Raw genomic sequence first — 22,171 nt, 5'->3', positions numbered from 1 at the left:
CGGGAAATGTACCATGGAATGGTACGATCCGGCAGGGCTACGCCCCCGGCGGCCGGATGCGCCAGATCGCCGCCGGGTTCTGGTGCGGGTCGAGCCAGACGTGCTGGAACTTGCCGATCCAGCGGAAGCGCTGGCCGGTGAACAGGTCCTCGACCTCGACGTGCGCGCCGTCGGGCAGGCCGAGCTCCCACAGCGGCACCTCGATGGTACCGCCGTGCCCGTTGTGCGGATCGACGTTCACCGCGACCAGGATCACGTTGTCCTTCGCCCGCGTCATCTTGCTGTAGAGCAGGACGTTGTCGTCGTAGGCGTTGTGGAACATCAGGTTGGTGAACTCGTGCAGCGCCGGGTTCTCGCGGCGGATCCGGTTGATGCTCGTCACGTAGTCCCTGATGTTGCCGGGCGCGTCGTAGTTCCAATGGCGGATCTCGTACTTTTCCGAGTGGTTGTACTCCTCCTTGCCAGGATACGGGTCGGCCTCGCAGACGATGTAGGGGCCGTAGAGGCCGTAGCTGGGCGACAGGGTCGCCGCCAGCACCGCGCGCATCATGTGCGCCGGCCGGCCGCCGTGCGTCAGGATGGGGGGGAGGATGTCCGGCGTGTTGGCGAAGAAGTTGGGCAGCATGTATTCCTTGGACTCGCCCCGGGTCAGCTCGCTCAGGTACTCGGTCAGCTCGTGCTTGCTGTTGCGCCAGGTGAAGTAGCTGTAGGACTGCTGGAAGCCGATCTTGGCCAGCCGCTTCATCAGCTTCGGCCGGGTGAACGCCTCGGCCAGGAAGATGGCGCCGGGGTGGCGGTCGCGCACCTCGGCGATCATCCACTCCCAGAACGGGAAGGGCTTGGTGTGCGGGTTGTCGACGCGGAAGATGCGCACACCCTGGTCGCACCAGAACAGCACCACGTCGCGCAGCGCGTACCACAGGTCGGGGTAGGCGCTGCGGTAGAAGCTGACGTTGACGATGTCCTGGTACTTCTTCGGCGGGTTCTCGGCGTAGCGGATGGTGCCGTCCGGGCGCCAGAAGAACCACTCGGGATGCTGCCTGACCCAGGGATGGTCGGGGGAGCATTGCACGGCGAAGTCCAGCGCGATCTCCAGGCCGTGGTGGTGCGCCTCCTCGACGAGGCGGCGGAAGCCCTCGACGTCGCCGATCATCGGGTCGATGGCGTCGTGCCCACCCTCCTCGGCGCCGATGGCGTAGGGCACGCCGGGGTCGTCCGGGCCGGGGTCCAGGGTGTTGTTCCGGCCCTTGCGGAAGCTGCGGCCGATCGGATGGACCGGCGGGAAGTACAGCACGTCGAAGCCCATGTCGCGCACCATGGGCAGCAGGCCGATCACGTCGTCGAAGGTGCCCGGCCGGCTCGGGTCCGGCGAGGCGGAGCGCGGGAAGATCTCGAACCAGGAGGAATAGCGGGCGCGCGTGCGGTCCACCCACACCTCCAGCTCGCAGCCGTAGCGCGAGAGGTACTGCCGCTCGCCGAAGTGACGCATGGTGTGGCGCGGGCCGTCGGACAGGGCGTAGTGGATCAGCTCGTCGCCCTGCAGCGCGGTCATGCGGTCGATGACCTGCCGCAGCATGGCGCGGCCCTCGTCGTGCGCCAGGGCGGCCGACTGCTCGACGAAGCGGCGGCCCTCGACCAGTTCCAGCGAGACGTCCAGGCCGGCGTCGTGCTTCTTCTTGAAGTCGGCGCGCCAGCTCTCCCACACGTCGCGCCACGCCTGGATGGTGTAGAGGTAGCGCGTGTTGCGGACCAGCGGCACGCGGCCGACCCAGCGGTCGTTCTCGTGGAAGGCCATCGGGGCGGCGCACCAGTCCGGCTCGTCCACCGCCTTGTAGAGCACCTCCGCGCCCAGCACGAAGGTGCCGTCGGTGAAGATGTCCGCCCACACCTCCATCACGTCGCCGGCGACGCGGCGCACCGGGAAGCGGCCGCTGTCGATCTCCGGGTAGACGGCCTCGATGGTGACGCGGCGGGCGGCCAGCTCGTCCATACGCGCTTGAGCGATGGCCTCGGGGTCGTGGCCGCGCACGACGATGGGCTTGGTCTGCTCCGGCCGGCCGCGGAAGACGCGCAGCTCCAGCGGGTTGAGGACGAGGTCCGTGCCGGGCTCGAAGGGCTTGCCCTGCGCCTCCGGCGTCACGTCGTCGAAGCCGGCGAAGTCGCCGCCGGTGGAGGCCAGCACCGGGCCGGGGTCGATGCGGTGGGCGGCGTTCTCGTCGGGGTTCAGCAGCACGACCGAGCAACCCTCGGCCGCCCCATTCACCGTGCGCACCAAGCCGACCACCGGGCTGTGCGGCGCGGTCGCGCGCCACTGCGGCCCCTCGACGTTGAGGGACGGCGTGTCGCGCTTCATGGCGTTGACTGCGCCGATGAAGTGGGTGAGGTCGAGCTTCGGGTCCTCCCAGTCCTCGGGGCGGGTCTTGACCACGTCGAGCTTGCGGGTGAAGCCGTACTCAAAGCCGATCGGGATCATCACGCCGGTCGAGAAGCACGCCGCGAACAGGTAGTGCATCTTGAGCTGGGCGGCGAGGCGCGTGGTGTCCTGGCTGCCGACCTCGGACGCCAGGCGGTCGGTGTCGTGGCTCTCCGGAAAGGCGATGGTGGGGGCGATGCGGCGGTAGATCTCGTACTGCTCCAGCAGCCAGTCGGCCTTGAAGTCCCACCACTTGGCCGAGTTGGAGAGGAAGTCGAAGCCGGCGCCGCACAGGTCCCTCACCTGCTCCACCGTGCAGCCCAGCGTCTCGGCGAAGAAGGTGACCTCGGGGTCGACCTCGCGGGCGGCGGCGATCAGCAACCGCCAGACCTCGGCCGGGACCTGGTAGGCGGCATCGCAGCGGAACCCCTTGATGCCCAGCGCCGTATAATGGCGCAGGTAGCGGCTCCAGTGCTCGATCAGGCCGGCGCGGGCTTGCGCGTTGCCGTAGTCCAGCTCGGCGAGGTCGCCCCACACGGTGACCAGCTGCGGGTTCACCGGATCGACGGCGCGCGGGCTGTAGACCTCGCCGTTCGCCTCGCGGCGGTACCAGTCCGGGTGCTCGCCGGCGAGCAGCGCGTCCTTGGAGGTGTGGTTGACCACCAAGTCGAGCATCACCGACAGGCCGTGCCCGCGCGCCCGCTGGACGAAGCCGCGCACGAGGTCGTCGGGGGATTCGGACGAGCCGCCCTGGATCGCGTCGTGCAGCCGGTACGGGTCCTTCACCGCGTACAGCGAGCCGGAGAAGCCCGGGTAATGGATCGGGTTCAGGTAGACCCAGTCGAACCCCATGCCCTGGATGCGCGGCAGGTGGCCGGCCCAGTCCCGCATGGGACCGGCCAGGGTCGGAAACAGGTTGTAGATGCGCGGCCCGGCGGCGACCATGTTACCCCTCGCTCCTGTGTCGTCGCGCTCAACCCCGGCGTCACGGAGAAGTTCCCGGTTGCACAAGGGAGTGGCACGCATGCCCAAGGGCGAGAACGGCCTGACCAAGAACGGCAAGATCCGCCTGTCGAAGCTCGACATGGACGCGGCGCGGCTGGCCGACAAGGAGGCCTACGAGAAGCGGCTGAAGACGCTGCAGACCGAGCTGCTGCACGTCCAGCAGACCTACTGGCACGAGAAGCGCCGCGCGGTCATCGTGTTCGAGGGCTGGGACGCCGGCGGCAAGGGCGGCGCCATCCGCCGCCTGACCGAGCCGCTCGACCCCCGCGGCTTCCACGTCTGGCCGATCTCGGCGCCGCGCCCGGACGAGCAGGGCCGGCACTACCTCTACCGCTTCTGGAAGCGCCTGCCGACGCCGGGCGGCATCGCCATCTTCGACCGCTCCTGGTACGGCCGCGTGCTGGTCGAGCGGGTGGAGGGCTTCGCCGACAAGGAGCAGTGGAAGCGCGCCTACGGCGAGATCCGCGACTTCGAAAAGATGCTGACCGACGACGGCGCGCGCATCATCAAGCTGTTCCTGCACATCACGCCCGACGAACAGCTGAAGCGCTTCCAGGAGCGCCTGACCAACCCCTACAAGCGCTGGAAGCTGACCGCCGAGGACCTGCGCAACCGCGAGAAATGGGACGACTACGAGGAAGCCGTCGAGGACATGTTCGACGAGACCTCACGGGAGAACGCGCCGTGGCACGCGGTGGCGGGCAACGCCAAGTGGTACGCGCGGACACGCGTGCTGGAGATCGTGACCGAGGCGCTGAAGAAGGGCGTGAACGTGGCGCCGCCGCCGGTGGACAAGGACATGGTCAAGGCGGCGGCAGAGGTGCTGGGGGTGACGGTGGAGGTGTGAGGGATGGCTGCGGCCGCCCCACCGCCTCACGCCGCCCGGTTCAGTTCGTAATCCCGTACCAGGATCTCCGCCGGAATGTGCAATTCCTTGGACAGCCGGCGGATCATATCGAGAGTCAACGGGCGCTTGCGGTTCAGCACCTCGGCAACGCGGCCGCGATGCCCGATCAGCGGCTCCAGGTCGCGCCGCGTCAGCCCGCGCTGTTCCATCATGAACTCGATGGCGTCGATGGGGTCGGACGGCGGGATCGGATGGGCCTTGGCCTCGTAGAGTTCGACCAGCGCCAGCAACACCTCCAGCCGGTCGCCGTCCGGGGTGCCCGGCTCCGCCTTCCACAGCGTTTCGATCTCGGCCATGGCGGCGCGGAAGTCGGCGTCGGTCTTGATCGGCTTCACGTCCATCAGATGCTCTCCAGCTTCCCACTCCGGTTCAAGGCGTCGGACTCGGCGTGCGTGCCGACGAAGCGGATGTAGACAGTCCGCCACTGGTAGCTCACGTAGGCGACCAGCCGGTACTTGTTCCCGGCGATGTTGAACACCACGCACTCGCCGACGAAGGACACCGAACGGAACTGGGCCTTGACCGCGGCGGTGCCCGCCCAATCCGACGCCTTGACAATGTTGAACCAGTCGCGCAAGGGCTTCTCGCTGTCATCGCGTCCAGGCTGTTGCCAATGCTCCCGGAGCGTGTTGCAGGCGATGATCCGCATGGGGATAGCTTACCTCGGTCCCAAAATGGGATCAACAAGCGCCCCGAACCATCCCCTGCCCCCGCTGTTGGGTCCCTCAGGGTACCCCACGCCCTCCCCCACCCATCACCGGAGGCCCGCCATGCACGCCCGCGAGATGATCAGCACGCACCCGCACGCCCGCGGCCAGACCGACGACGCGCTGATCCGCTGCATCGAGGACTGCTACGACTGCGCCCAGACCTGCACCACCTGCGCCGACGCCTGCCTGGGCGAGGACATGGTGGCGGAGCTGGTGCAGTGCATCCGCCTGAACCTGGACTGCGCCGACGTCTGCACCGCCACCGGCGCCGTCGCCACCCGGCGCAGCGGCTCGAACGAAGCCGTCATCCGCGCCATGCTGGCGGCCTGCGCCTCGGCCTGCCGGCTGTGCGCCGAGGAGTGCGCGAAGCACGCCGGCATGCACGAGCACTGCCGCATCTGCGCCGAGGAATGCCGCAGCTGCGAGGACTCCTGCCGCAAGGCGATGCAGGGCCTGCACCACTGAGCGCCGCGGGCGGGACGGTCAGTCCCGCCCGTACAGCCCCTGCTGGCCCGTCTCCTCGCCGCGCAGCCGTTCCAGCTCCTGGCTGTAGCGGCGCAGCGCGAAGGCCTCGGTCAGGTAGCCAAGGACGCGGCGGTCGGTCGTCGTGGCGACCACCGGCAGCGCCTCGGCCTCGGCCTCGCAGAAGCGCGCCAGCGTGGCGCGGATGTCGTCGCCGAGCAGCAGGATCGCCTCGCGGTGGCCGGCCATGTCGGCGGCGGTGCGGCCCTCCAGCGCGGTGTCGCGCGACGGGTCGTGCACCGCCGTCATGTCCACCACGCCGCAATAGCGCCCGTCCTCGTCCACCACGAACACCGTCTTGGCGCTGCCCAGCGGGTAGAGCGTGCGCAGGTCGGACAGCGGCAGGCCGGCGTGCACCGTCTTGGCGTCGCGGCGCATCAGGCGGCCGGCGCGCAGATCACCCATCCAGCCGACGTCCTGCGCGCCGCGGATCGGCACGCCGCGCAGGTGGAAGCGCCATGTGGTGAAGCTGTAGCCGAAAGCCTGCCGCACCACCGTGGTCGACACCACCACGCCGGTCAGCACGCCGGCCGCCGCCCACAGGTCGCTGGTCGCCTCCAGCACCAGCAGCACCATGGTCACCGGGCCGCCGACGATCCCCGCGGCGACCGAGCCCATGGCGACCAGCACCAGCGCCTTGGCGTCCAGACCGAAGCCGGGGGCAAACTGCGCCGCCAGCAGCGCCAGCAGCCCGCCGAACAGCCCGCCGAGGAACAGCGAGGCGCTGAACAGCCCGCCGCGGAACCCGGCCCCCAACGACAGCGCCGAGGCCAGCACCTTGGCGCCGATCAGCAGCGCCAGCCCGGCCACGCCGACGGAGAGGTCCGGCGGCTCGGCCCCCCGCCCCGCCCCCATCACCTCGGGCACCCACAGCGCCAGCGCGCCGACCGCCGCGCCGCCCAACGCCGGGCGCAGCCACGCGGGGACCGGCAGCGCGCGGAACGCCCGCTCCGACACCGTGACCAGCTGCATGGTGGCGATGCTGAGCCAGCCGGCAAGGAAGCCGACGATGCCGAACGCCGCGTAGTCCCAGCCGTCGATGCTGACGCCCGGGCCGCCGATGACCGCCGGAGCCGGGCCGGCGACCCAGGTGGTGACGGCCACCGCGACGCCGGCCGCCGCGCCGACGGGCGCCAGCGTCGCCAGCGTGTAGCCGCCCAGCACCAGCTCGAACGCGTAGAACGCCCCGGCCAGCGGCGCGCCGTAGGCCGAGGCGATGGCCGCCGCCGCCCCGCAGCCGACCAGCGTGCGCAGGTCGCCGCGCCGCAGCCGCAGCCGCTGCCCGACGAAGGAGACGAAGCCGGCCCCCGCCTGGGTGTACGCCGCCTCCATCCCCACCGAGGCGCCGGCACCGTTCGACAGGATGGTCGCGAGCGTCAGGCGCAGGCTGTCGCGCAGCGACATCTTGCCGCCGAACAGCGCGTTGGCCTCGACCGGGTCGACAATGTCCTTGGGGCGGAAGCGGCGCACCACCGCCACCAGCACGCCGAGCAGCAGGCCGCCCAGCGCCGGCACCGCCACCACCCGCCACGCCGGCAGGTCCAGCGGCTCGCCGAGGCGCGCGCCGGGCGGCAGGTCGAACGCCCGTTCCTGGATCACCGTCACCGCGTGGTGCAGCAGCCCGACGCCGAACCCCACCACGCCGCCGAGCAGCGCCGCCAGCACCACCAGCGCCAGGGCGCTGTCGCGCAGCGCGCGGCGCGCCTGCGCCGTCGTGGCGGGGGCGGTGTCCCGGCAAACGGCCTGCGCCGCGCGGGAATTGTCGAGGGGAGTGGCGGTGTCCGGCATGCCGGGAATCTGGAGTCCCGCGGCCGCCGGTCAATTCGCCCGGATGGAGCGCCCCTATGGGCCCCTTTATGGACGGGGCTGCGGCGGCGCGCCGGCAAGGCGGCGGATCACCGTGGTGATGTTGTCGCGCGCCTTGTCGGAGGTGGCGGCGTCGGCCGCCGGCCCCTCGTGGAAGAAGGTGGTGAACAGCCGGGACCCGGTCAGGTAGAAGGTCAGCGCCACGTGCACCGACTCGTCCTTCGCCCCGCAATCGACGCTGCCGGTGCGGATCTCCACGCCCTGCAGGGATTCGGCGGCGGACAGGGTGGCGCTGGCCTTGCCAGGGCACTTGGCCTTCAGGGTGTCCACGTAGTCGTTGGTCAGCGCCGCCAGGGTGGCGGCATCGTCCACGGTGCGCTCGCGCACGCCGCCGAACACACGGCCGACGCGCCACGCGTAGTCGGCCGGGCGCTTCTCCTCCGGCACGTCGGTGAAGCTGACCGGTTCCACCTCGCGCAGGCCGGCCTGGGCGAGGATCTCGCCGAGCGCGTCGGGGAACGGCGTCTTGCCCGGGCTCTGGGGCTTCTCTTTGGCCGTCTTCCTGGTGGGCGCGGGCTCCGCCTTCTCGGCGCAGGTCTTCAGGTCGGCCAGCGCCTTGCCGGTGCCCTTCAGCTGGAAGGCGACGCGGTCGGTGGCCGACAGCACCGCCATCTGCCTGCCGCGCTGGAGCAGGCCGAACAGCTCCTCGTCCTTGCCCTGGGGGACCACCAGCAGGTCGGGCTGCATGGCCACCGCGACCTTCTCGCGCACCGTCTCGTCCACCTGCACCTTGACGTCCCAGCGCTGGTCCACCGGCAGCTGGGCGCCAGGGATGGCGACGGCGATGTTCAGCTCGCCCGGCGTGGTGCGCGCGATGATCAGGCCGTGGCCGCTGGTGAAGCGGTTCTCCGCCACGCAGTAGGCGAACTTGCCGTCCAGCGCGTTGACCGGGCCGACACGCCAGTCGCCCTGCGGCGCCAGGGCGGTGGGCGACTGCTGGGCGGCCTTGGGTTGTTCAGCCGGGGGCGCCTCGGTGCCGGGCTTGCGCTGCGGCAGCGGCACGCGCGGCGGGTCCTTTGCAAGCGCGGGGACCGCCAGCAGGGCGGCGAGGACGGCGAGGAGCGGGGCTTTGGCGGTCATGACGGCGACCCTAGCCACCCGGCCGGGCGTCGGCAAGGGGATCGCCCCCGGGAACGCCCCCGGGAACGCCAAGGAAGGCGGCGCGCAGCGCATCGGGCGGCAGCGCCTCGGCCGGGCCGTCGTGCAGGAGGGTGCCGAGGCGCAGCAGCGCGACCCGGTGGGCGACGGCCAGGGCGCGGGCGGTGCTCTGCTCGGCGACCAGGACGGCGGTGCCGGAGTCGGCGATGGCGCGGACGGCGGCGAACACCTCCGCCGCCAGCTTCGGCGACAGGCCGAGCGACGGCTCGTCGAGCAGCAGCAGGCGCGGTTCCCCCATCAGCGCCCGGCCGATGGCGAGCATCTGCTGCTGCCCGCCGGACAGGCGCCACGCGGTGTCAGCGGCCTTGACGCGCAGCTGCGGGAACAGGGCGAAGACGCGCTCCATCCGATCGCGGCGGCGGGCGGCGGCGGCGAAACTGGCGACCTCCAGGTTGTCGCGCACGCTCATGCCGGGGAAGACCCGCCGCCCCTCCGGCACGTAGCCGAGGCCGAGGCGAACGCGGCGCTCGGTGGGCACCCCGGCGAGGTCGGTGCCGTCGAACGCGACGCGGCCGGCGGCGGGCACGAGGCCGAGGATCGCCTTCATCAAGGTCGTCTTGCCTGCCCCGTTGGCGCCGAGCAAGGCCACCGCCTCGCCCGGGACGAGGGTCAGCGACACGCCGTCCAGCGCGGTGGCGCCGCCGTAGCCGGCGGTGAGACCATCGAGGCGCAGCAGGCCGCTCATGCCGGCGCTCCCAGATAGGCCTCGACCACCGCGGGGTCGTGCGGCACGCCGGCGGGGGCGCCGTCGTACAGCACCCGGCCCTGGTCGAGCGCCAGCACGCGGTCGGCGAGCGGCAGCAGGAAGCCCATGTCGTGCTCGACCACCAGCACGGCGACGCCGTCGGCCGCTATGGCGCGCAGGTGGCCGGACAGCTCCGCCTTCTCGGCGTCGGTGAGGCCGGCGGCGGGCTCGTCGAGCAGCAGGACGCGCGGCTGGCGGGCCAGCGCGCGGGCCAGCTCGACGCGGCGGCGCAGGCCGGCCGGCAGGGTGCCGCAGCGCTCGCGGGCGCGGTCGGCGACACCGAGGCGGGCCAGCACCGACAGCGCGTGCGCCTCGGCCGTGGCGATGGAAGCGTCGCGCTCCAGGCGGGCGGCGGCGACCGCTTCGAGGACGGTGGAGTCCTCCGGCAGGCCGGCGGACTGGAAGGTGCGGGCGATGCCGGCGCGGGCGATGCGGTCGGCGCGCGCGCCGGACAGGTCGCGGCCGAGCAGATCGACCCGGCCGGCGTCGGGGCGCTCCAGGCCGCTCAGCAGGTTGATGACCGTCGTCTTGCCGGAGCCGTTGGGGCCGATCAGGCCGGTGATGCGGGAGGATTGCAGCGTGAAGGACACGCCGTCCACCGCCCGCACGCCGCCGAACGCCTTGGCGAGTCCCTCGACGCGCAGCACCGGGCCGTCGGCGACGGCGGGCGCCGGCAGCGGCAGGGGCGCGGGCGGCGGGCGGGGCTTCGGCGGCAGCAGGCGCTCCAGCAGGCCGGTCAGGCCGTGCGGCGCCAGCACGATGGCGGCCAGCAGCGCCCCGCCGTAGAGGATCAGGTAGCTGCGCTCCAGGAAGCGGAACCACTCCGGCAGGTGGATCAGCAGCAGCGCGCCCAGCACCGCGCCGGCCACCCTGCCGCGGCCGCCGACCACGGCGATCGTGAGGATCGACACCATCACCGGGAACTCCAGCACCTCCGGCGAGACGACGCGCTGGGTGTGCACCGCCAGCGCCCCCGCCGCTCCAGCGTAGAGCGCGCTCAGCGCGAAGGCCTGCAGCCGCAGCCGGCCGACGTCGAGGCCGAGGGCCGCCGCCGCCAGCGGGTCGTCGCGCAGCAGCGTCAGCGCCCTGCCCCACCGCCCGCGCGCGAGGCGCCACGCCAGCAGGCCGCCGAGTGCGACGATGGCCCATACCGCGGCGGCCAGCGGCAGGCCGCGCGGCAGCGTGGCGCCGAAGGCGGCGATGCCCGGCACGCCGGCCAGGCCGTTGGCGCCGCCGGTGAGGTCCGGCGTGTTGACCGCCAGCAGCAGCACCACCTGGGCGATGCCCAGCGTCGCCAGCGCGAAGTAATGCGATTCCAGCCGCAGCACCGGCAGCCCGACCAGCAGCGCCAGCAGCACCGGCAGGGCCAGGGACACCGGGAAGGTGGCGGGGAAGCTCCAGCCCAGCTGGCTGCCGAGGATGCCGGTGGCGTACGCCCCCACGCCGAAGAACGCGCCATGCGCCAGCGACAGCGCGCCGGCCAGCCCGAACACCAGCTGGAAGCCGGTCGCCGCCAGCGCGTACACCCCCGCCACGGTCAGCACGCGCAGCCCGTACGGGGAGGCGTACAGGAGCGCGTACGCGATCAGAGCGACGGCGCCGGAAGCGAGGACGCTACGCACGGCGGCGCGCCGCCTCGCCGAACAGGCCCTGCGGGCGGGCGACCAGGATGACCAGCAGCGTGGCGTACAGGGCGCCCAGCGCCACCGGGTAGGACAGCACCGCCGAGACGCCGACCTCGAACAGCGCGATCAGCAGCGCCCCGACCACCGCGCCGGGCACCGAGCCCCAGCCGCCGATGGTCACCGCGATGTAGGCCTTGAGGATCAGGTCGCCGCCGGCCGTCGGCGTCACGAAGAACTGGTTGGCGAGCAGCAGCCCCGCCGCCCCGGCGTACGCCGTGCCCAGCGCGAAGGTGGCGAGGATCATCGCCGTGACCGGGATGCCGCAGGCGCGCGCCATCTCCGGGTCCTGGGCGGTGGCGCGCAGGCGGCGGCCGATCTGGGTGCGGGCGAACACCCATTGCTGCGCGCCGATCAGCAGCGCCGCGACGGCGAGGATGGCCAGCGACTGCACCGACACCACCAGCGGGCCGAGCGCCACCGTGCCGCCCCACAGCAGCGGCGGTGCGGCGCGCGGCTCGCCGCCGAACAGGGCGTTGGCGCCGTTCTGCAGGATGATGCCGACGGCGATGGTGCTGATGAACACCGACACGTGCGGCCGCCCGCGCAGCGGCAGGTAGGCGAGCCACGAGACGGCCAGACCGAGGGCGGCCATCAGGACCAGCACCAGCGGCAGCAGGGCGAGGCCCGGGGCGGGCCAGAAGGAGGTGATATGGGGGGCGAGCGCCACGGCCAGCATGCCGCCGGCCATGACGAGGTCGCCGTGCGCGAAGTTCACCGCCCCCGCGGCGTTCAGCACCAGCACGAAGCCCAGCGCCACCAGCGCGTAGGCGGCGCCGAGCGCGAGGCCGTTGAGGGTGAGCTGGAGAATGGTCACGACCTCACTTCACCGCGCCCGTCAGGCTGTCGTAGCGCTTGACCAGCGCCGGCACCCGCGTCTTGCCGTCGTAGCAGACGATCACCGCGGAGTGCGCCATGTTGCCCTTGCCGTCCGAGGCGTAGGTCATGGCGAGGCCCTTGTGCGTGCCCTTGGCCAGCGCATCGCGCACCTGCTCGGCCGTCCGCGCCCCCTTGGCCGCGGCGTCCAGCACCATGCGCACCCCGTCGTACTGGGCGAGCGCGAAGGCGTCGGGCTCGGCGTTGAAGGCGCCGCGGTAGGCGGCGGTGAACGCCTCGACCTCCGGCGAGCCGCCGGACACCGGCGAGGCCGCCGTCTCGGCGCACACGCCCTTCAGCTCGGCGGGTTCGAGGAGCGCGGCGGTGCTCGGCTGGTGCATGGCGGAGCCGGCGACGATGGGCACGCCCACCCCGTGCGCCGCCGCCTGGCGGATGAACAGCGCGGTGGGGGCGGAGTGCAAGTGCAGCACCAGCACGTCGGGATTCGCCGCCAGCGCCTTGGTGATCACCGGCAGCAGGTCCTTGGCCGAGGTGTCCACCCCCTCCTCGAACACCGGCGTGGCGCCGAGCTTCTGGAACTGCTCCATCAGCTGCGCCTTGCCGCCCTGGCCGTAGGCGGTGGTCTGGTAGATCACGGCGGGACGCTTCCGGCCCAGGTCCTCCACCACGTAGCGGGCGTGCGCCGCCTTGGTCACCGCGTCGCCGGGGAAGAAGCGGAAGACCCAGGGGTTGCCCTGCTCGGTGATCGACGCGGTGCCGGAGACGGTGACCAGCGGCAGCCCGTAGTCCTTCGCCAGCGGCAGCATCGCCAGCATCTGCGTGCCGAGCATGGAGGCGACCACCGCGGTCACCGGCTTGCCGGCGGCGCGCTCCAGCGCGGTCACCGCGGCCTCGGGCGAGGTGCCGGTGTCCACCACGTCGGCGGCGACGGTCAGACCGGCGGGCGCCTGCTTGAGCGCCAGCAGCGCGCCGTTGCGCTGGCTGGTGCCCTCCAGCGACAGGAAGCCGGTCAGCGGCACCAGGACGGGAACGTTGACCGGCTGCGCGTGCGCGGCGCCGGCCGCAAGCAGGCTCAACAGGATGGGAAACGCAAATCGACGCATGGCCTCTCCTCCGTGCCGGAGGGGAACGCCGCTCGAAGGGCGGCGCCCGGGCCGCGGTCCTCGACGGTCGGCTCCCTTCGCTGGCATGACCCAGATCAGGTTCGATGGGTAGTGTCTCAGCCCGCCCCGCGGGGACGGGCACCCCAGCCGTTCGCGGGGGAGAGTAAGGCGCCCGACGGCCTTGTCAAGGCAAGTCCTTGAGCGCTTCCAGTTCCAGCGCGATCTCGTCTATGACGTTGTTGCAGCTCTCCGCCGCTTCGGCCAGGTCGTCGTGGGTGATCTGGCCGGACGCCAGTTTCTGCTGCCAGCGCGGCGTCAGCTTGTAGGTCACCGACACCGTGCGGAAATCGACGCCCAGGTACATGGCCAGGCGCGTGTTCGGCCAGCGGCGCGCCATGAACAGCCGGTTGGCCTCCAGCGAGAACAGCGACAGCACGTCCGGCGTGATGGGGCGCACGTGCGTCGGGTCGCCCAGAAAGCCGTCGCTGCGCGGGTGCGGCACGCGGATGTGGATGCGGGCACCATGGCGGCAGACGCGGTGCATCTCCGTCATGATGCCGAGGAAGGTCCCCGTGGACTGGCCCAGGTGCTCCAGCACGTGGATCAGCTGGATCTCCTCCACGCTGCCGTCGGGCCAGGGCCAGGGCACGGCCTCCAGGTCGGCGACCACGTCGGGGGCGAAGGTGTCGTACTTGTCGACGTTGACGTAGCCGGCAAGCCGGGTGTCGCCGCAACCGAGGTTGAGTCTGAGGCCGGTCATGGGCTGCTCCGCAGGAACGGCCGATTGTATCACAGGGCCCACGCCTCGCGCCGCAGCACGTACAGGCCGCTGGCGATGACGATGCCGGCGCCCAGCGCCAGCGATGGGTCGGGCACGTCGCCGAAGACCAGCGCGCCGTACAGCACGCCCCAGAGCATCTGCGTGTACTGGAACGGCGCCACCACCGGCCCCGGCGCCATGCGGAAGGCGGCGATCAGGCAGAGCAGCGCCGTGCCGGCGACCAGCCCCACCGACAGCAGCAGCGGCAGGTCGGGCAAAGCCGGCGCCACCCAGACGAAGGGCTGCACCGGCAACAGCAGCGCGCCGGCCAGCAGGTTGCCGTAGAACGGCCAGGACGGCGCCGTCTCGCTGGTGCCGTAGCGGCGGACGATCACCGCCGACAGCGCGAAGCACACCGCGCTGAGCAGCGCGCCGAGCGCGCCGACGCCGGCCACCGCCTCGTCCGGCCGCAGCATGAACAGCACGCCGGCGAACCCCGCCAGCACCGCCGCCCAGCGCCGGGCGCCGACACGCTCCCCCAGCAGCGGACGGGCGAGCGCGGTGATGACCAGGGGTGCGGCGAACAGGATGGCGTAGACGTCGGCCATCGGCATGCGCTGGAAGGCGAAGAACGCCCCGGCCCCGGCGGTGGCGCCGACGGCGCCGCGCAGCAACTGGATGCCCGGACGCTGCGTCGCCAGCATGCGCGGGCCGCCGCGGAGCAGCGCGTAGCCGGCGATCGGGATCAGCGAGACGCAGGCGTTGAAGAACAGCGCCTGCGGCAGCGGGTAGGTGGCCGTGAGATGCTTCATCAGCACATCGACCAGCGAGAACAGCGCGAAGGCGACGACGATGAGCGCGATGCCGCGGAGGTTGACGCTCATGCGGATCCCTCTCCCGTCCCGGGAGAGGGAGGGGCCCACGCGGAGCGTGGGAGGGTGAGGGCAAGTCCAAGGATCCTTGATTGCACCCTCACCCGGCCGCTGCGCGGCCACCCTCTCCCGGGACGGGAGAGGGGAAGAATGACACCCTCCCCCACCGCTCAGATCCTCATGGCCACCAGCGGGCCGCGCGCCGGGGCGGTGTCGGCGACGGTGAAGGCGGCCTGCACCGCGGTGGCGGCGCGGTCGGCGTCGGAGCCGGTGCGGGCGTGCACGACGGCGAGGGGACGCTCGCCGTCCACCGCCTCGCCGAGGCCGGCGATCGAGTCCAGGCCGACCGCCGGGTCCACCGGGTCGGCCACCCGGGTGCGGCCGCCGCCCAGCGCGATGACCGCGACGCCCAGCGCGCGGGTGTCGATGGCGGCCACCACGCCGCGGCGCGGCGGCGGCACGGCGCGCCGGACGGGAGCGGCGGCGAGGTGACGGTCGGGCGCCTCCAGCAGATCGGTGGGGCCGCCGAGCGCGACGACCATGCGGGCGAAGCGCTCGGCGGCGGCGCCGCTGCGGATGGCGTGGTCGAAGCGGCGGCGGCCCTCGGCCACGTCGGGCACGAGGTCGCCCACCTTCAGCAACTCGGCAGTCAGTTCGGCGGTGACCTCGTAGAGGCGCGGGTCCACTGGCTCGCCGCGCAGGAAAGCCAGCGCCTCGCGCACCTCCAGCGCGTTGCCGGCGCTGATGCCCAGCACCTCGTTCATGTCGGTCAGCAGCGCGCGCGCCACCAGCTCGGCGCCGGTCGCCACGGTGACGATGCTCTCGGCCAGGGCCTCGGCGTCGTCCAGCGTCGTCATGAAAGCACCGGAGCCCCACTTCACGTCCATCACCAGGCCGTCCAGCCCGGCCGCCAGCTTCTTCGACAGGATCGAGGCGGTGATGAGGTCGAGCGACTCGACGGTCGCCGTCACGTCGCGCACCGCGTAGAGCCGGCGGTCGGCGGGCGCCACGTCGTCGGTGGCGCCGACCACGGCGCAGCCGACCTCGCGGACCACGCGCTGAAGGGTCGCCACGTCGGGCTTGGCCGCGTAGCCAGGGATGCTCTCGCACTTGTCGAGCGTGCCGCCGGTGTGCCCCAGGCCGCGCCCCGACACCATCGGCACGAAGCCGCCGCACGCCGCCACCGCCGGCGCCAGGATCAGGCTGACCTTGTCGCCGACGCCGCCGGTGGAGTGCTTGTCGAGCACCGGGCCGGGCAGGTCGAGCGACCTCCAGTCGAGCACCCGGCCGGAGCGCGTCATGGCGCGGGTCAGCGCCACCCGCTCGCCCAGGCCCATGCCGCGGAAATACACCGCCATGGCGAAGGCGGCGGCCTGCCCCTCGCTGACCGTGCCGTCGGTGAGGCCCCGCACGAAGGCGAAGATCTCAGCGTCTTCCAGCGGATAGCCGTCGCGTTTGCGGCGGATGATCTCCTGCGGCAGCATCGGCGCTCAGTACCCCCCAATATTCTCCGGGGCTGCGGCGACCTGCTCGGGCGCCTCGCCCAGCTCGGCCAGCAGCGAGTCGAGCAGGCCCGACGCGCCGAAGCGGAAGCAGCCGGGCTTCGCCCAGCCCTTGCCCATCAGCGCGTCGGCAAGGTGCAGGTAGGTCGCCGCGGTCGCCGCGTCGCGGATGCCGCCGGACGCCTTGAAGCCGACCGGGTGCCCCGTCTGCCCGATGGTGTGGAGCATCAGCGCGGCGGCCTCCAGCGTTGCCGCCGGATTGGTCTTGCCGGTGGAGGTCTTGAGGAAGTCCGCCCCCGCGGCGATGGCGTCGCGGCCGGCCCAGGCCAGCAGGTCGGGGTCGGGAAAGGCGCCCGATTCCAGGATCACCTTCATGGTCACCCCCTCGCCGCAGGCCTCGCGGCAGGCGTGCAGCACCTTGTTCGGCATCGTGCGCGCGCCCTCGATGAAGGAGCGGTAGGGCAGCACCACGTCGATCTCGTCCGCCCCGGCCTTCAGCGCGGCGCGGGTGTCGGCGGCGACGGTGGCGCCGTCGTCCTCGCCGGCGGGGAAGTTCACCACGGTGGCGACCTTCACCGGCGTGCCCTTCAGCGCCTTGTGCGCCGCCTTGACGAAGCGCGGCCAGACGCAGACCGCCGCCACCGGGCCGACCGGCGTCACCGCGCGCTTGCACAGCGCGGCGACCGACGTCTCGGTGTCGTCGTCGTTCAGGCTGGTGAGGTCGAGGAGCGCCACGGCGCGGCGCGCCAGGGCGGGAGTGGCCTTCGCCTCCTTGGCGGAGTCGACGGCAAGCTGCAATTCGGCGAGCAGTTTCATGGCTGGGCCTCGTCCCCTGCGGTCCATCCGTTGACGTGATCGGCAAGAAAACCTGTCAGCAGCCGCTCCAGGTCGGCTGCGGCGGATGCTGCGTTGCGCAGCGTGTGGTCGTGGTCCACCGGTTCGTCGCTCAGGCCCACGCCGAGGTTGGTGATCACCGCCACCCCGGCGACCCGCAGCCCGCAATGCCGCGCCACGATGCATTCCGGAACCGTGGACATGCCCACGGCATCGGCCCCCAGGACCGACAACATCCGCACCTCGGCCGGCGTCTCGAAGCTCGGGCCGAGGCAAGCGGCGTAGACGCCCTCGGCGAGCGGGATGCCGAGGCCGGCGGCGCGGTCCTTGAGGCGGGCGCGAAGATCCGGATCCCAGGCGTCGGTCAGGCTGGGGAAGCGCGGGCCGAAGGCGTCGTCGTTCGGGCCGGCCAGCGGGTTGGCGCCCAGCAGGTTGATGTGGTCGGTGATCAGCATCAGGCGGCCGGGGCCGACCTCGCGCCGCAGCGAGCCGGCGGCGCAGGTCAGCATCAGCGCCTCGCAGCCGGCGAGCTTCAGCGCGCGGACGGCGGTCTTCAGCGCGGCGAAACCGGCGCCCTCGTAGGCGTGCACGCGGCCCTGCATGACGGCGACCGGGCAGCCGGACAGCGTGCCGAGCACGAGGCGGCCGGCATGGCCCTCGACCGCCGGGACGGGGAAGCCGGGCAGCTCGGCGTAGGGGACGGCGGTGGCGCCCTCGACCCGGTCGGCGACGCCGCCCAAGCCGGAGCCGAGCACGATGCCGACGCGCGGCCGCACGCCGGGGGCGCGGGCCAGGATCTCGGCGGCGGCCTTGGCGGCGGTCATGCGCGGGCGTCCTTCAGGGGTGCCGGTGGGGGATGAACGGACACGGCGGTCCCTCGGTTCAACGGGGCCATCACCGCTCCTTCAGATAGGGAACGCCGCTCGCCTTCGGCGCCACCGCACGGCCGACGAAGCCGGCGAGCAGCAGGACGGTCAGCACATAGGGCAGCGCCTGGATGAACTGCACCGGAATCGTGCCGATCAGCGGCAGCGCAACGCCCTGCAGGCGCACCTGCGCGGCGTCGGTGAAGGCGAACAGCAGGCAGGCGGCCAGCGTCGGCCAGGGGCGCCACTTGCCGAACACCAGCGCGGCCAAGGCGAGGTACCCCTTCCCCGCCGACATGTCGCGCACGAAGCCGGCGCCGTGCGCGATCGACAGATAGGCCCCGGCCACGCCGGTCAACGCCCCGGTGGCCAGCAGCGCCTGATAGCGCAGCCGCGCCACCGACAGGCCGGCGCTGTCCACCGCAGCCGGGTTCTCCCCCACCGCGCGCAGGCGCAGGCCGAAGCGGGTGCGGTGGAGCATCCAGGCGGTGACCGCCACCACCGCCGCGGTCAGCCAGATCAGCACGTTGAGATCGCCGAGCAACGGCACCGGCAGGTGGACGTCCGGCAGGCGGGCCGAGGCGGGGAGCAGCGGCGTCTGCCCGCCCTGTTTGAACCACGCGTAGGCCAGCGTGGGCGCCAGGCCGGCGACCAGGATGTTGATCGCCATGCCGGACACCACCTGGTTGCCGGCGTGCGTCACGCAGGCGAAGCCGTGCACCAGCGCCAGCGCGATCCCGGCGCCGACGGCGGCGAGCAGGCCGAGCCACGGGCTGCCGGTAGCGTATGCGGTCGCGGCGGCGGCGAAGGCGCCGGCCAGCATCTTGCCCTCCAGGCCGACGTCGACCACCCCGGCGCGCTCGCAGTACAGGCCGGCGAAGGCGGCCAGCACCAGCGGCGTCGCCAGCCGGACGGTGGAATCGACGAGCAGAAGCAGGAGGGTCAGCGCCTCGCTCATGCCGCCCCCACCCTGCGGAACAGCGCCTCGGCGCGGCGGCGGAACAGATGCTCCAGCGCGCCGGCGAACAGGATGACGAGGCCCTGGATGACCACCACCAGCTCGCGCGTGATGGTCTGGAACTCGAACGACAGCTCGGTGCCGCCCTGGTACAGCGCGCCGAACAGCAGCGCCGCCAGCACGATGCCGACCGGGTGGTTGCGCCCCATCAGCGCCACCGCGATGCCGACGAAGCCGACGCCGCCGGTGAAGTTCAGCAGCAGCCGGTGCTGCACGCCGAGGATCTCGTTGAGCCCGACGAAGCCGGCCAGCGCGCCGGACAGCAGCATGGCGGTGACGACGATGCGCGCCGGGCGGATGCCGGCGTAGACCGCGGCGCGCTCGTTCTGGCCGGTCACGCGCAGCTCGAAGCCCCAGCGGGTGTGCCAGACCAGGACGTAGACGATCCCGCAGCACGCCAGCGCCCACGGGAAGGAAAGGTTGAGCGGCGAGGACGGCAGCGCCAGCCCAAGCGGGGCCAGCATCGCGTCCATGGCGGGCAGCCACGTCTCCGGTGCGAAGTCGCGCGATTCGGGGCTCTGCTGGCCGGGCTTGATGAGAACGTCGACCATCAGCCAGGTCATCAGCGAGGCGGCGATGACGTTGAACATGATGGTGGTGATGACGATGTGGCTGCCGCGCTTCGCCTGCAGCCAGCCGGGCAGGAACGCCCAGGCGGCGCCGAACCCGGCCGACGCGGCGATGCCCAGCAGCGCCGCCGCCGGCCACGGCCAGCCGGTCAGCGCCAGCCCGACCAGCCCGGCGCCGAGGCCGCCCAGCGTCGCCTGCCCCTCCCCGCCGATGTTGAACAGCCCGGCGTGGAAGGCGACCGCCACCGCCAGCCCGGTGAAGATGAAGTTGGTGGCGTAGTACAGCGTGAAGCCGACCGCCTCGGGGTAGCCGAAGGCGCCGTAGGCCAGCACCTTCAGCGCGGCCAGCGGGCTCTCGCCGATGCCGGCGACCACGAGGCCGGAAAGCAGCAGCGCCGCGGCGAGGTTCAGCGCCGGCAGCAGGGCACGGCCGACCCAGCCCGGCACCGTGCCGGGCGGCCGTCCGCCGCTCCCCCGCGCTTCGCCCACCATACCGCCCCCCGGTCACGCCCCCGCTCGGGAAGGTGCCCCGCCGCGGTGCGCAAGGCAAGCGGCGAGCCGCAGCCGACGGACTCCTCAGGCGGCGGCCAGCGCCAGCACCACCGCGGCGTAGTGGCAGGCCGCGGCGGCGAAGACGCAGCCGTGCCAGATCGCCTGGTTGTAGGGGATCGAGTCGCGCAGGTGCACCGGCACGCCGGCGGTGTAGATCACCCCGCCCGCCATCAGCAGCGTCAGCGCGCCGGACGACAGCCGCTCGATGACGGCGTCGAGCTGCACGACTCCGGCCCAGCCGAGCGCCACGTAAAGCACCACCGTCACCGCCTCGGGCCGGTGGCGGAACAGGACCTTCAGCAGGATGCCGAGCGCCGCGACCAGCCAGACCGCGGCGAGCAGCCCGAAGCCGCGCCAGCCGCCGACCACCAGCGCGCAGAACGGCGTGTAGGTGCCGGCGATCAGCAGGAAGATGGCGGAATGGTCGAAGACGCGCAGCACCGCCTTGCGGCGCGGCGCCGTCGCCGCGGCGTACAGCGTCGAGCAGGCGAACATCGCCACCAGCGACGCCCCGTACACCCCCGCGGCCACCGCGGCCCCGGCGCTGCCGGCCTGGACCGTCCAGGTGATCAGGATGGCCCCGGCCACGATGCTGGCCGCCAAGCCGCTGGTCTGGATGGTCAGGTCCACCCGCCGTTCCCGCAGTGCCCGCATGCGCGCCTCCCGGTTGACCGTAAGGGAGCTGTCGCGGGTGACGCAAGCGTCAAGCCGACCGTTGGGATGAGTGGGGTCCTCCGCTCGGGTCAACCCCTGCCATCATCAGCCCCAGCGTCCGCTCGTCGGTGTCCGGCGGCACCTCGCCGACGATGCGGCCGGCGCACATCACCAGGATGCGGTCGGACAGCGCGCGGATCTCGTCCAGCTCGGCCGAGACCAGCAGGATCGCCGTGCCGGCGTCGCGCAGCGCCACGAGGCGGCGGTGGATGAACTCGATGGCGCCGATGTCGACGCCGCGGGTCGGTTGGCCGACCAGCAACAGATCGGGGTCGCCCTCGATCTCGCGGGCCAGCACCAGCTTCTGCTGGTTGCCGCCGGAAAAGCCCGCGGTGCGCAGCTCCGGGTCGGCGGGGCGGACGTCGTAGGCGGCCATGGCGCGGGCGCAGCGGGCGCGGGCCTCGCGCCAGTCGAACAGGCCGCGGCGGGTGAGCGCCGGGTCGGACTGCTGGCCGAGCACGGCGTTCTCGTAGGCGGCGAAACCGGTGACGAGGCCGACCTTCTGACGGTCCTCCGGCACGTGGCCGCGGCCGTGGCCGGACAGGCGCACCGTGCCCTCGAACGGACGCGTGCCGGCCAGCGCCTCCAGCAGCTCCGACTGGCCGTTGCCGGAGACGCCGGCGACGCCGACGATCTCGCCGGCGCGGACGGTGAGGTCGATGCCCTTGACCGCGGCGCCGACGCGCAGGCCGGAGACCTCCAGCACCGGGGCGCCGGGGGTGGCGGGGGGCTTGTCGACGCGCAGCAGCACCGGGCGGCCGACCATCCGCTCGGCGAGGCCGGCGGCGTCGGTCTCGGCGGTGGGGAGGGTGGCGACCACCTCGCCGCGGCGCATCACGGTGACCGCGTCGGTCAGCTCCATGATCTCGCGCAGCTTGTGGGTGATGATCACCACCGTCTTGCCCTGCGCCTTCAGCGCCCGGAGGATGCGGAAGAGGTGCGCCGTCTCCTGCGGGGTCAGCACGCCGGTCGGCTCGTCGAGGATCAGCAGGTCGGCGCCGCGGTGCAGCGCCTTGAGGATCTCGACGCGCTGCTGCGCGCCCACCGGCAGCTCGCCGACCGGGCGGTCGAGGTCGACCTCCAGGCCGTACTCGCGGGCCAGCCGCTCCAGCCCGGCGCGGGCGCGCCCGAGGCCGGGGGCGAGCGTGGCGCCGCCCTCGAAGCCCAACAGCACGTTCTCCAGCGCGGTGAAGGGCTCCACCAGCATGAAGTGCTGGTGCACCATGCCGACGCCCAGGGCGATGGCGTCGTGCGGGCTGGCGATGCGGGCATCGCGGCCGTCCAGGCGCACCGTGCCGGCGTCGGGCGTCAGCGTGCCGTAGACGACGTTCATGATGGTGGACTTGCCGGCGCCGTTCTCGCCGACGATGCCGTGGATCGTCCCCTTGGCCACCGCGAACGACACCGCGCGGTTGGCGTGGTTGGCGCCGAACCACTTGTCGACGCCGACGACTTCCAGTGCAGGGGCGGTCATCCGTGGTGCCCCCACCCCATCCCTCCCCCGCTTCGCAGGGGAGGGGGTCTGTCGCCGTCAAT

20 protein-coding genes and 1 riboswitch are annotated in these 22,171 nt (G+C 72.6%); of the genes, 2 read left to right on the top strand and 18 right to left on the bottom strand.

Annotated elements, in window-relative coordinates:
- Window positions 1-37: 37 nt before the first annotated feature.
- A complete protein-coding gene (locus tag TSO221_RS00525) occupies window positions 38-3,358 on the bottom strand; it encodes a maltotransferase domain-containing protein (protein WP_109116523.1) in 3,321 nt (1,106 codons plus the stop codon).
- A 79-nt stretch (window positions 3,359-3,437) separates the two neighbouring features.
- On the opposite strand from TSO221_RS00525, the gene TSO221_RS00520 reads away from it, so the two are divergent.
- Window positions 3,438-4,265, top strand: a complete 828-nt coding sequence (locus TSO221_RS00520; protein ID WP_109116522.1) for a polyphosphate kinase — start codon at window positions 3,438-3,440, stop codon at window positions 4,263-4,265.
- A gap of 26 nt (window positions 4,266-4,291) precedes the next feature.
- On the opposite strand, the gene TSO221_RS00515 is transcribed toward TSO221_RS00520, so the two are convergent.
- Together TSO221_RS00515 and TSO221_RS00510 are read right to left on the bottom strand one after the other, a co-directional pair.
- Window positions 4,292-4,666: a transcriptional regulator gene (locus TSO221_RS00515; protein WP_109116521.1), complete on the bottom strand. Its 375-nt coding sequence runs from the start codon at window positions 4,664-4,666 to the stop codon at window positions 4,292-4,294.
- A complete protein-coding gene (locus tag TSO221_RS00510; RefSeq protein WP_109116520.1) occupies window positions 4,666-4,902 on the bottom strand; it encodes a type II toxin-antitoxin system HigB family toxin in 237 nt (78 codons plus the stop codon). The genes TSO221_RS00515 and TSO221_RS00510 overlap by 1 nt, the downstream gene beginning before the upstream one ends.
- Before the next feature lie 193 nt (window positions 4,903-5,095).
- Between TSO221_RS00510 and TSO221_RS00505 the strand changes: the two genes are divergently transcribed.
- Window positions 5,096-5,500, top strand: a complete 405-nt coding sequence (locus tag TSO221_RS00505; RefSeq protein ID WP_109116519.1) for a four-helix bundle copper-binding protein — start codon at window positions 5,096-5,098, stop codon at window positions 5,498-5,500.
- Between the two features lie 18 nt (window positions 5,501-5,518).
- Here TSO221_RS00505 and TSO221_RS00500 read toward each other — a convergent pair whose 3' ends face one another.
- The 15 genes from TSO221_RS00500 to TSO221_RS00430 form a co-directional block, all read right to left on the bottom strand.
- Window positions 5,519-7,345 carry a chloride channel protein gene (locus tag TSO221_RS00500; RefSeq protein WP_109116518.1) on the bottom strand — a complete coding sequence of 609 codons (1,827 nt, stop codon included), beginning with the start codon at window positions 7,343-7,345 and terminating at the stop codon, window positions 5,519-5,521.
- A 66-nt stretch (window positions 7,346-7,411) separates the two neighbouring features.
- Window positions 7,412-8,503, bottom strand: coding sequence for a hypothetical protein (locus TSO221_RS00495; protein ID WP_109116517.1), 1,092 nt, complete (start codon window positions 8,501-8,503; stop codon window positions 7,412-7,414).
- 10 nt (window positions 8,504-8,513) lie between these two features.
- Window positions 8,514-9,266 (bottom strand): ABC transporter ATP-binding protein, encoded by a 753-nt coding sequence (locus TSO221_RS00490; protein WP_109116516.1) that lies wholly within the window; start codon window positions 9,264-9,266, stop codon window positions 8,514-8,516.
- Window positions 9,263-10,948, bottom strand: coding sequence for a branched-chain amino acid ABC transporter ATP-binding protein/permease (locus tag TSO221_RS00485; protein WP_109116515.1), 1,686 nt, complete (start codon window positions 10,946-10,948; stop codon window positions 9,263-9,265). The genes TSO221_RS00490 and TSO221_RS00485 overlap by 4 nt, the downstream gene beginning before the upstream one ends.
- Window positions 10,941-11,825 carry a branched-chain amino acid ABC transporter permease gene (locus TSO221_RS00480; protein WP_109116514.1) on the bottom strand — a complete coding sequence of 295 codons (885 nt, stop codon included), beginning with the start codon at window positions 11,823-11,825 and terminating at the stop codon, window positions 10,941-10,943. Before TSO221_RS00480 ends, TSO221_RS00485 begins: the two co-directional genes overlap by 8 nt.
- A 4-nt stretch (window positions 11,826-11,829) precedes the next feature.
- Complete coding sequence (locus tag TSO221_RS00475; RefSeq protein WP_109116513.1) at window positions 11,830-12,948, bottom strand: ABC transporter substrate-binding protein; 1,119 nt, start codon at window positions 12,946-12,948, stop codon at window positions 11,830-11,832.
- Between the two features lie 55 nt (window positions 12,949-13,003).
- A riboswitch (TPP riboswitch) is annotated at window positions 13,004-13,104 on the bottom strand.
- A 28-nt stretch (window positions 13,105-13,132) separates the two neighbouring features.
- The gene (locus TSO221_RS00470; protein ID WP_109116512.1) at window positions 13,133-13,708 is read right to left on the bottom strand and encodes a hypothetical protein; all 576 of its coding nucleotides are present in this window, start codon (window positions 13,706-13,708) and stop codon (window positions 13,133-13,135) included.
- Between the two features lie 29 nt (window positions 13,709-13,737).
- Entirely contained in the window at window positions 13,738-14,592 is an 855-nt protein-coding gene (locus tag TSO221_RS00465) for a DMT family transporter (protein WP_109116511.1), read from the bottom strand.
- 158 nt (window positions 14,593-14,750) lie between these two features.
- Window positions 14,751-16,064: a thymidine phosphorylase gene (deoA, locus tag TSO221_RS00460; protein WP_109116510.1), complete on the bottom strand. Its 1,314-nt coding sequence runs from the start codon at window positions 16,062-16,064 to the stop codon at window positions 14,751-14,753.
- A 6-nt stretch (window positions 16,065-16,070) separates the two neighbouring features.
- A complete protein-coding gene (deoC, locus tag TSO221_RS00455; protein WP_109116509.1) occupies window positions 16,071-16,898 on the bottom strand; it encodes a deoxyribose-phosphate aldolase in 828 nt (275 codons plus the stop codon).
- Window positions 16,895-17,740 carry a purine-nucleoside phosphorylase gene (locus tag TSO221_RS00450; RefSeq protein ID WP_109116508.1) on the bottom strand — a complete coding sequence of 282 codons (846 nt, stop codon included), beginning with the start codon at window positions 17,738-17,740 and terminating at the stop codon, window positions 16,895-16,897. The genes deoC and TSO221_RS00450 overlap by 4 nt, the downstream gene beginning before the upstream one ends.
- 70 nt (window positions 17,741-17,810) lie before the next feature.
- A complete protein-coding gene (locus tag TSO221_RS00445) occupies window positions 17,811-18,740 on the bottom strand; it encodes an ABC transporter permease (protein WP_109116507.1) in 930 nt (309 codons plus the stop codon).
- The gene (locus tag TSO221_RS00440; RefSeq protein WP_109116506.1) at window positions 18,737-19,861 is read right to left on the bottom strand and encodes an ABC transporter permease; all 1,125 of its coding nucleotides are present in this window, start codon (window positions 19,859-19,861) and stop codon (window positions 18,737-18,739) included. The genes TSO221_RS00445 and TSO221_RS00440 overlap by 4 nt, the downstream gene beginning before the upstream one ends.
- Before the next feature lie 84 nt (window positions 19,862-19,945).
- Entirely contained in the window at window positions 19,946-20,575 is a 630-nt protein-coding gene (locus TSO221_RS00435) for a hemolysin III family protein (RefSeq protein ID WP_109116505.1), read from the bottom strand.
- A gap of 49 nt (window positions 20,576-20,624) precedes the next feature.
- On the bottom strand, window positions 20,625-22,109 hold the full coding sequence (locus TSO221_RS00430) for an ABC transporter ATP-binding protein (protein WP_109116504.1): 1,485 nt from the start codon (window positions 22,107-22,109) through the stop codon (window positions 20,625-20,627).
- Between the last annotated feature and the right edge of the window lie 62 nt (window positions 22,110-22,171).

Source organism: Azospirillum sp. TSO22-1 (genome assembly GCF_003116015.1).
Taxonomy (GTDB): Bacteria; Pseudomonadota; Alphaproteobacteria; order Azospirillales; family Azospirillaceae; genus Azospirillum.
The sequence above is the reverse complement of the archived record's forward strand: the minus strand, read 5'-3'. Positions and strand labels throughout refer to the sequence as shown.

Bases quoted from the DNA above. Each gene is read 5' to 3' on its own strand.
- TSO221_RS00525 (WP_109116523.1), bottom strand. From the start codon at position 3,358: ATGGTCGCCGCCGGGCCGCGCATCTACAACCTGTTTCCGACCCTGGCC.
- TSO221_RS00520 (WP_109116522.1), top strand. From the start codon at position 3,438: ATGCCCAAGGGCGAGAACGGCCTGACCAAGAACGGCAAGATCCGCCTG.
- TSO221_RS00515 (WP_109116521.1), bottom strand. From the start codon at position 4,666: ATGGACGTGAAGCCGATCAAGACCGACGCCGACTTCCGCGCCGCCATG.
- TSO221_RS00505 (WP_109116519.1), top strand. From the start codon at position 5,096: ATGCACGCCCGCGAGATGATCAGCACGCACCCGCACGCCCGCGGCCAG.
- TSO221_RS00500 (WP_109116518.1), bottom strand. From the start codon at position 7,345: ATGCCGGACACCGCCACTCCCCTCGACAATTCCCGCGCGGCGCAGGCC.
- TSO221_RS00495 (WP_109116517.1), bottom strand. From the start codon at position 8,503: ATGACCGCCAAAGCCCCGCTCCTCGCCGTCCTCGCCGCCCTGCTGGCG.
- TSO221_RS00490 (WP_109116516.1), bottom strand. From the start codon at position 9,266: ATGAGCGGCCTGCTGCGCCTCGATGGTCTCACCGCCGGCTACGGCGGC.
- TSO221_RS00475 (WP_109116513.1), bottom strand. From the start codon at position 12,948: ATGCGTCGATTTGCGTTTCCCATCCTGTTGAGCCTGCTTGCGGCCGGC.
- TSO221_RS00470 (WP_109116512.1), bottom strand. From the start codon at position 13,708: ATGACCGGCCTCAGACTCAACCTCGGTTGCGGCGACACCCGGCTTGCC.
- TSO221_RS00465 (WP_109116511.1), bottom strand. From the start codon at position 14,592: ATGAGCGTCAACCTCCGCGGCATCGCGCTCATCGTCGTCGCCTTCGCG.
- deoA (WP_109116510.1), bottom strand. From the start codon at position 16,064: ATGCTGCCGCAGGAGATCATCCGCCGCAAACGCGACGGCTATCCGCTG.
- deoC (WP_109116509.1), bottom strand. From the start codon at position 16,898: ATGAAACTGCTCGCCGAATTGCAGCTTGCCGTCGACTCCGCCAAGGAG.
- TSO221_RS00450 (WP_109116508.1), bottom strand. From the start codon at position 17,740: ATGACCGCCGCCAAGGCCGCCGCCGAGATCCTGGCCCGCGCCCCCGGC.
- TSO221_RS00445 (WP_109116507.1), bottom strand. From the start codon at position 18,740: ATGAGCGAGGCGCTGACCCTCCTGCTTCTGCTCGTCGATTCCACCGTC.
- TSO221_RS00440 (WP_109116506.1), bottom strand. From the start codon at position 19,861: ATGGTGGGCGAAGCGCGGGGGAGCGGCGGACGGCCGCCCGGCACGGTG.
- TSO221_RS00435 (WP_109116505.1), bottom strand. From the start codon at position 20,575: ATGCGGGCACTGCGGGAACGGCGGGTGGACCTGACCATCCAGACCAGC.
- TSO221_RS00430 (WP_109116504.1), bottom strand. From the start codon at position 22,109: ATGACCGCCCCTGCACTGGAAGTCGTCGGCGTCGACAAGTGGTTCGGC.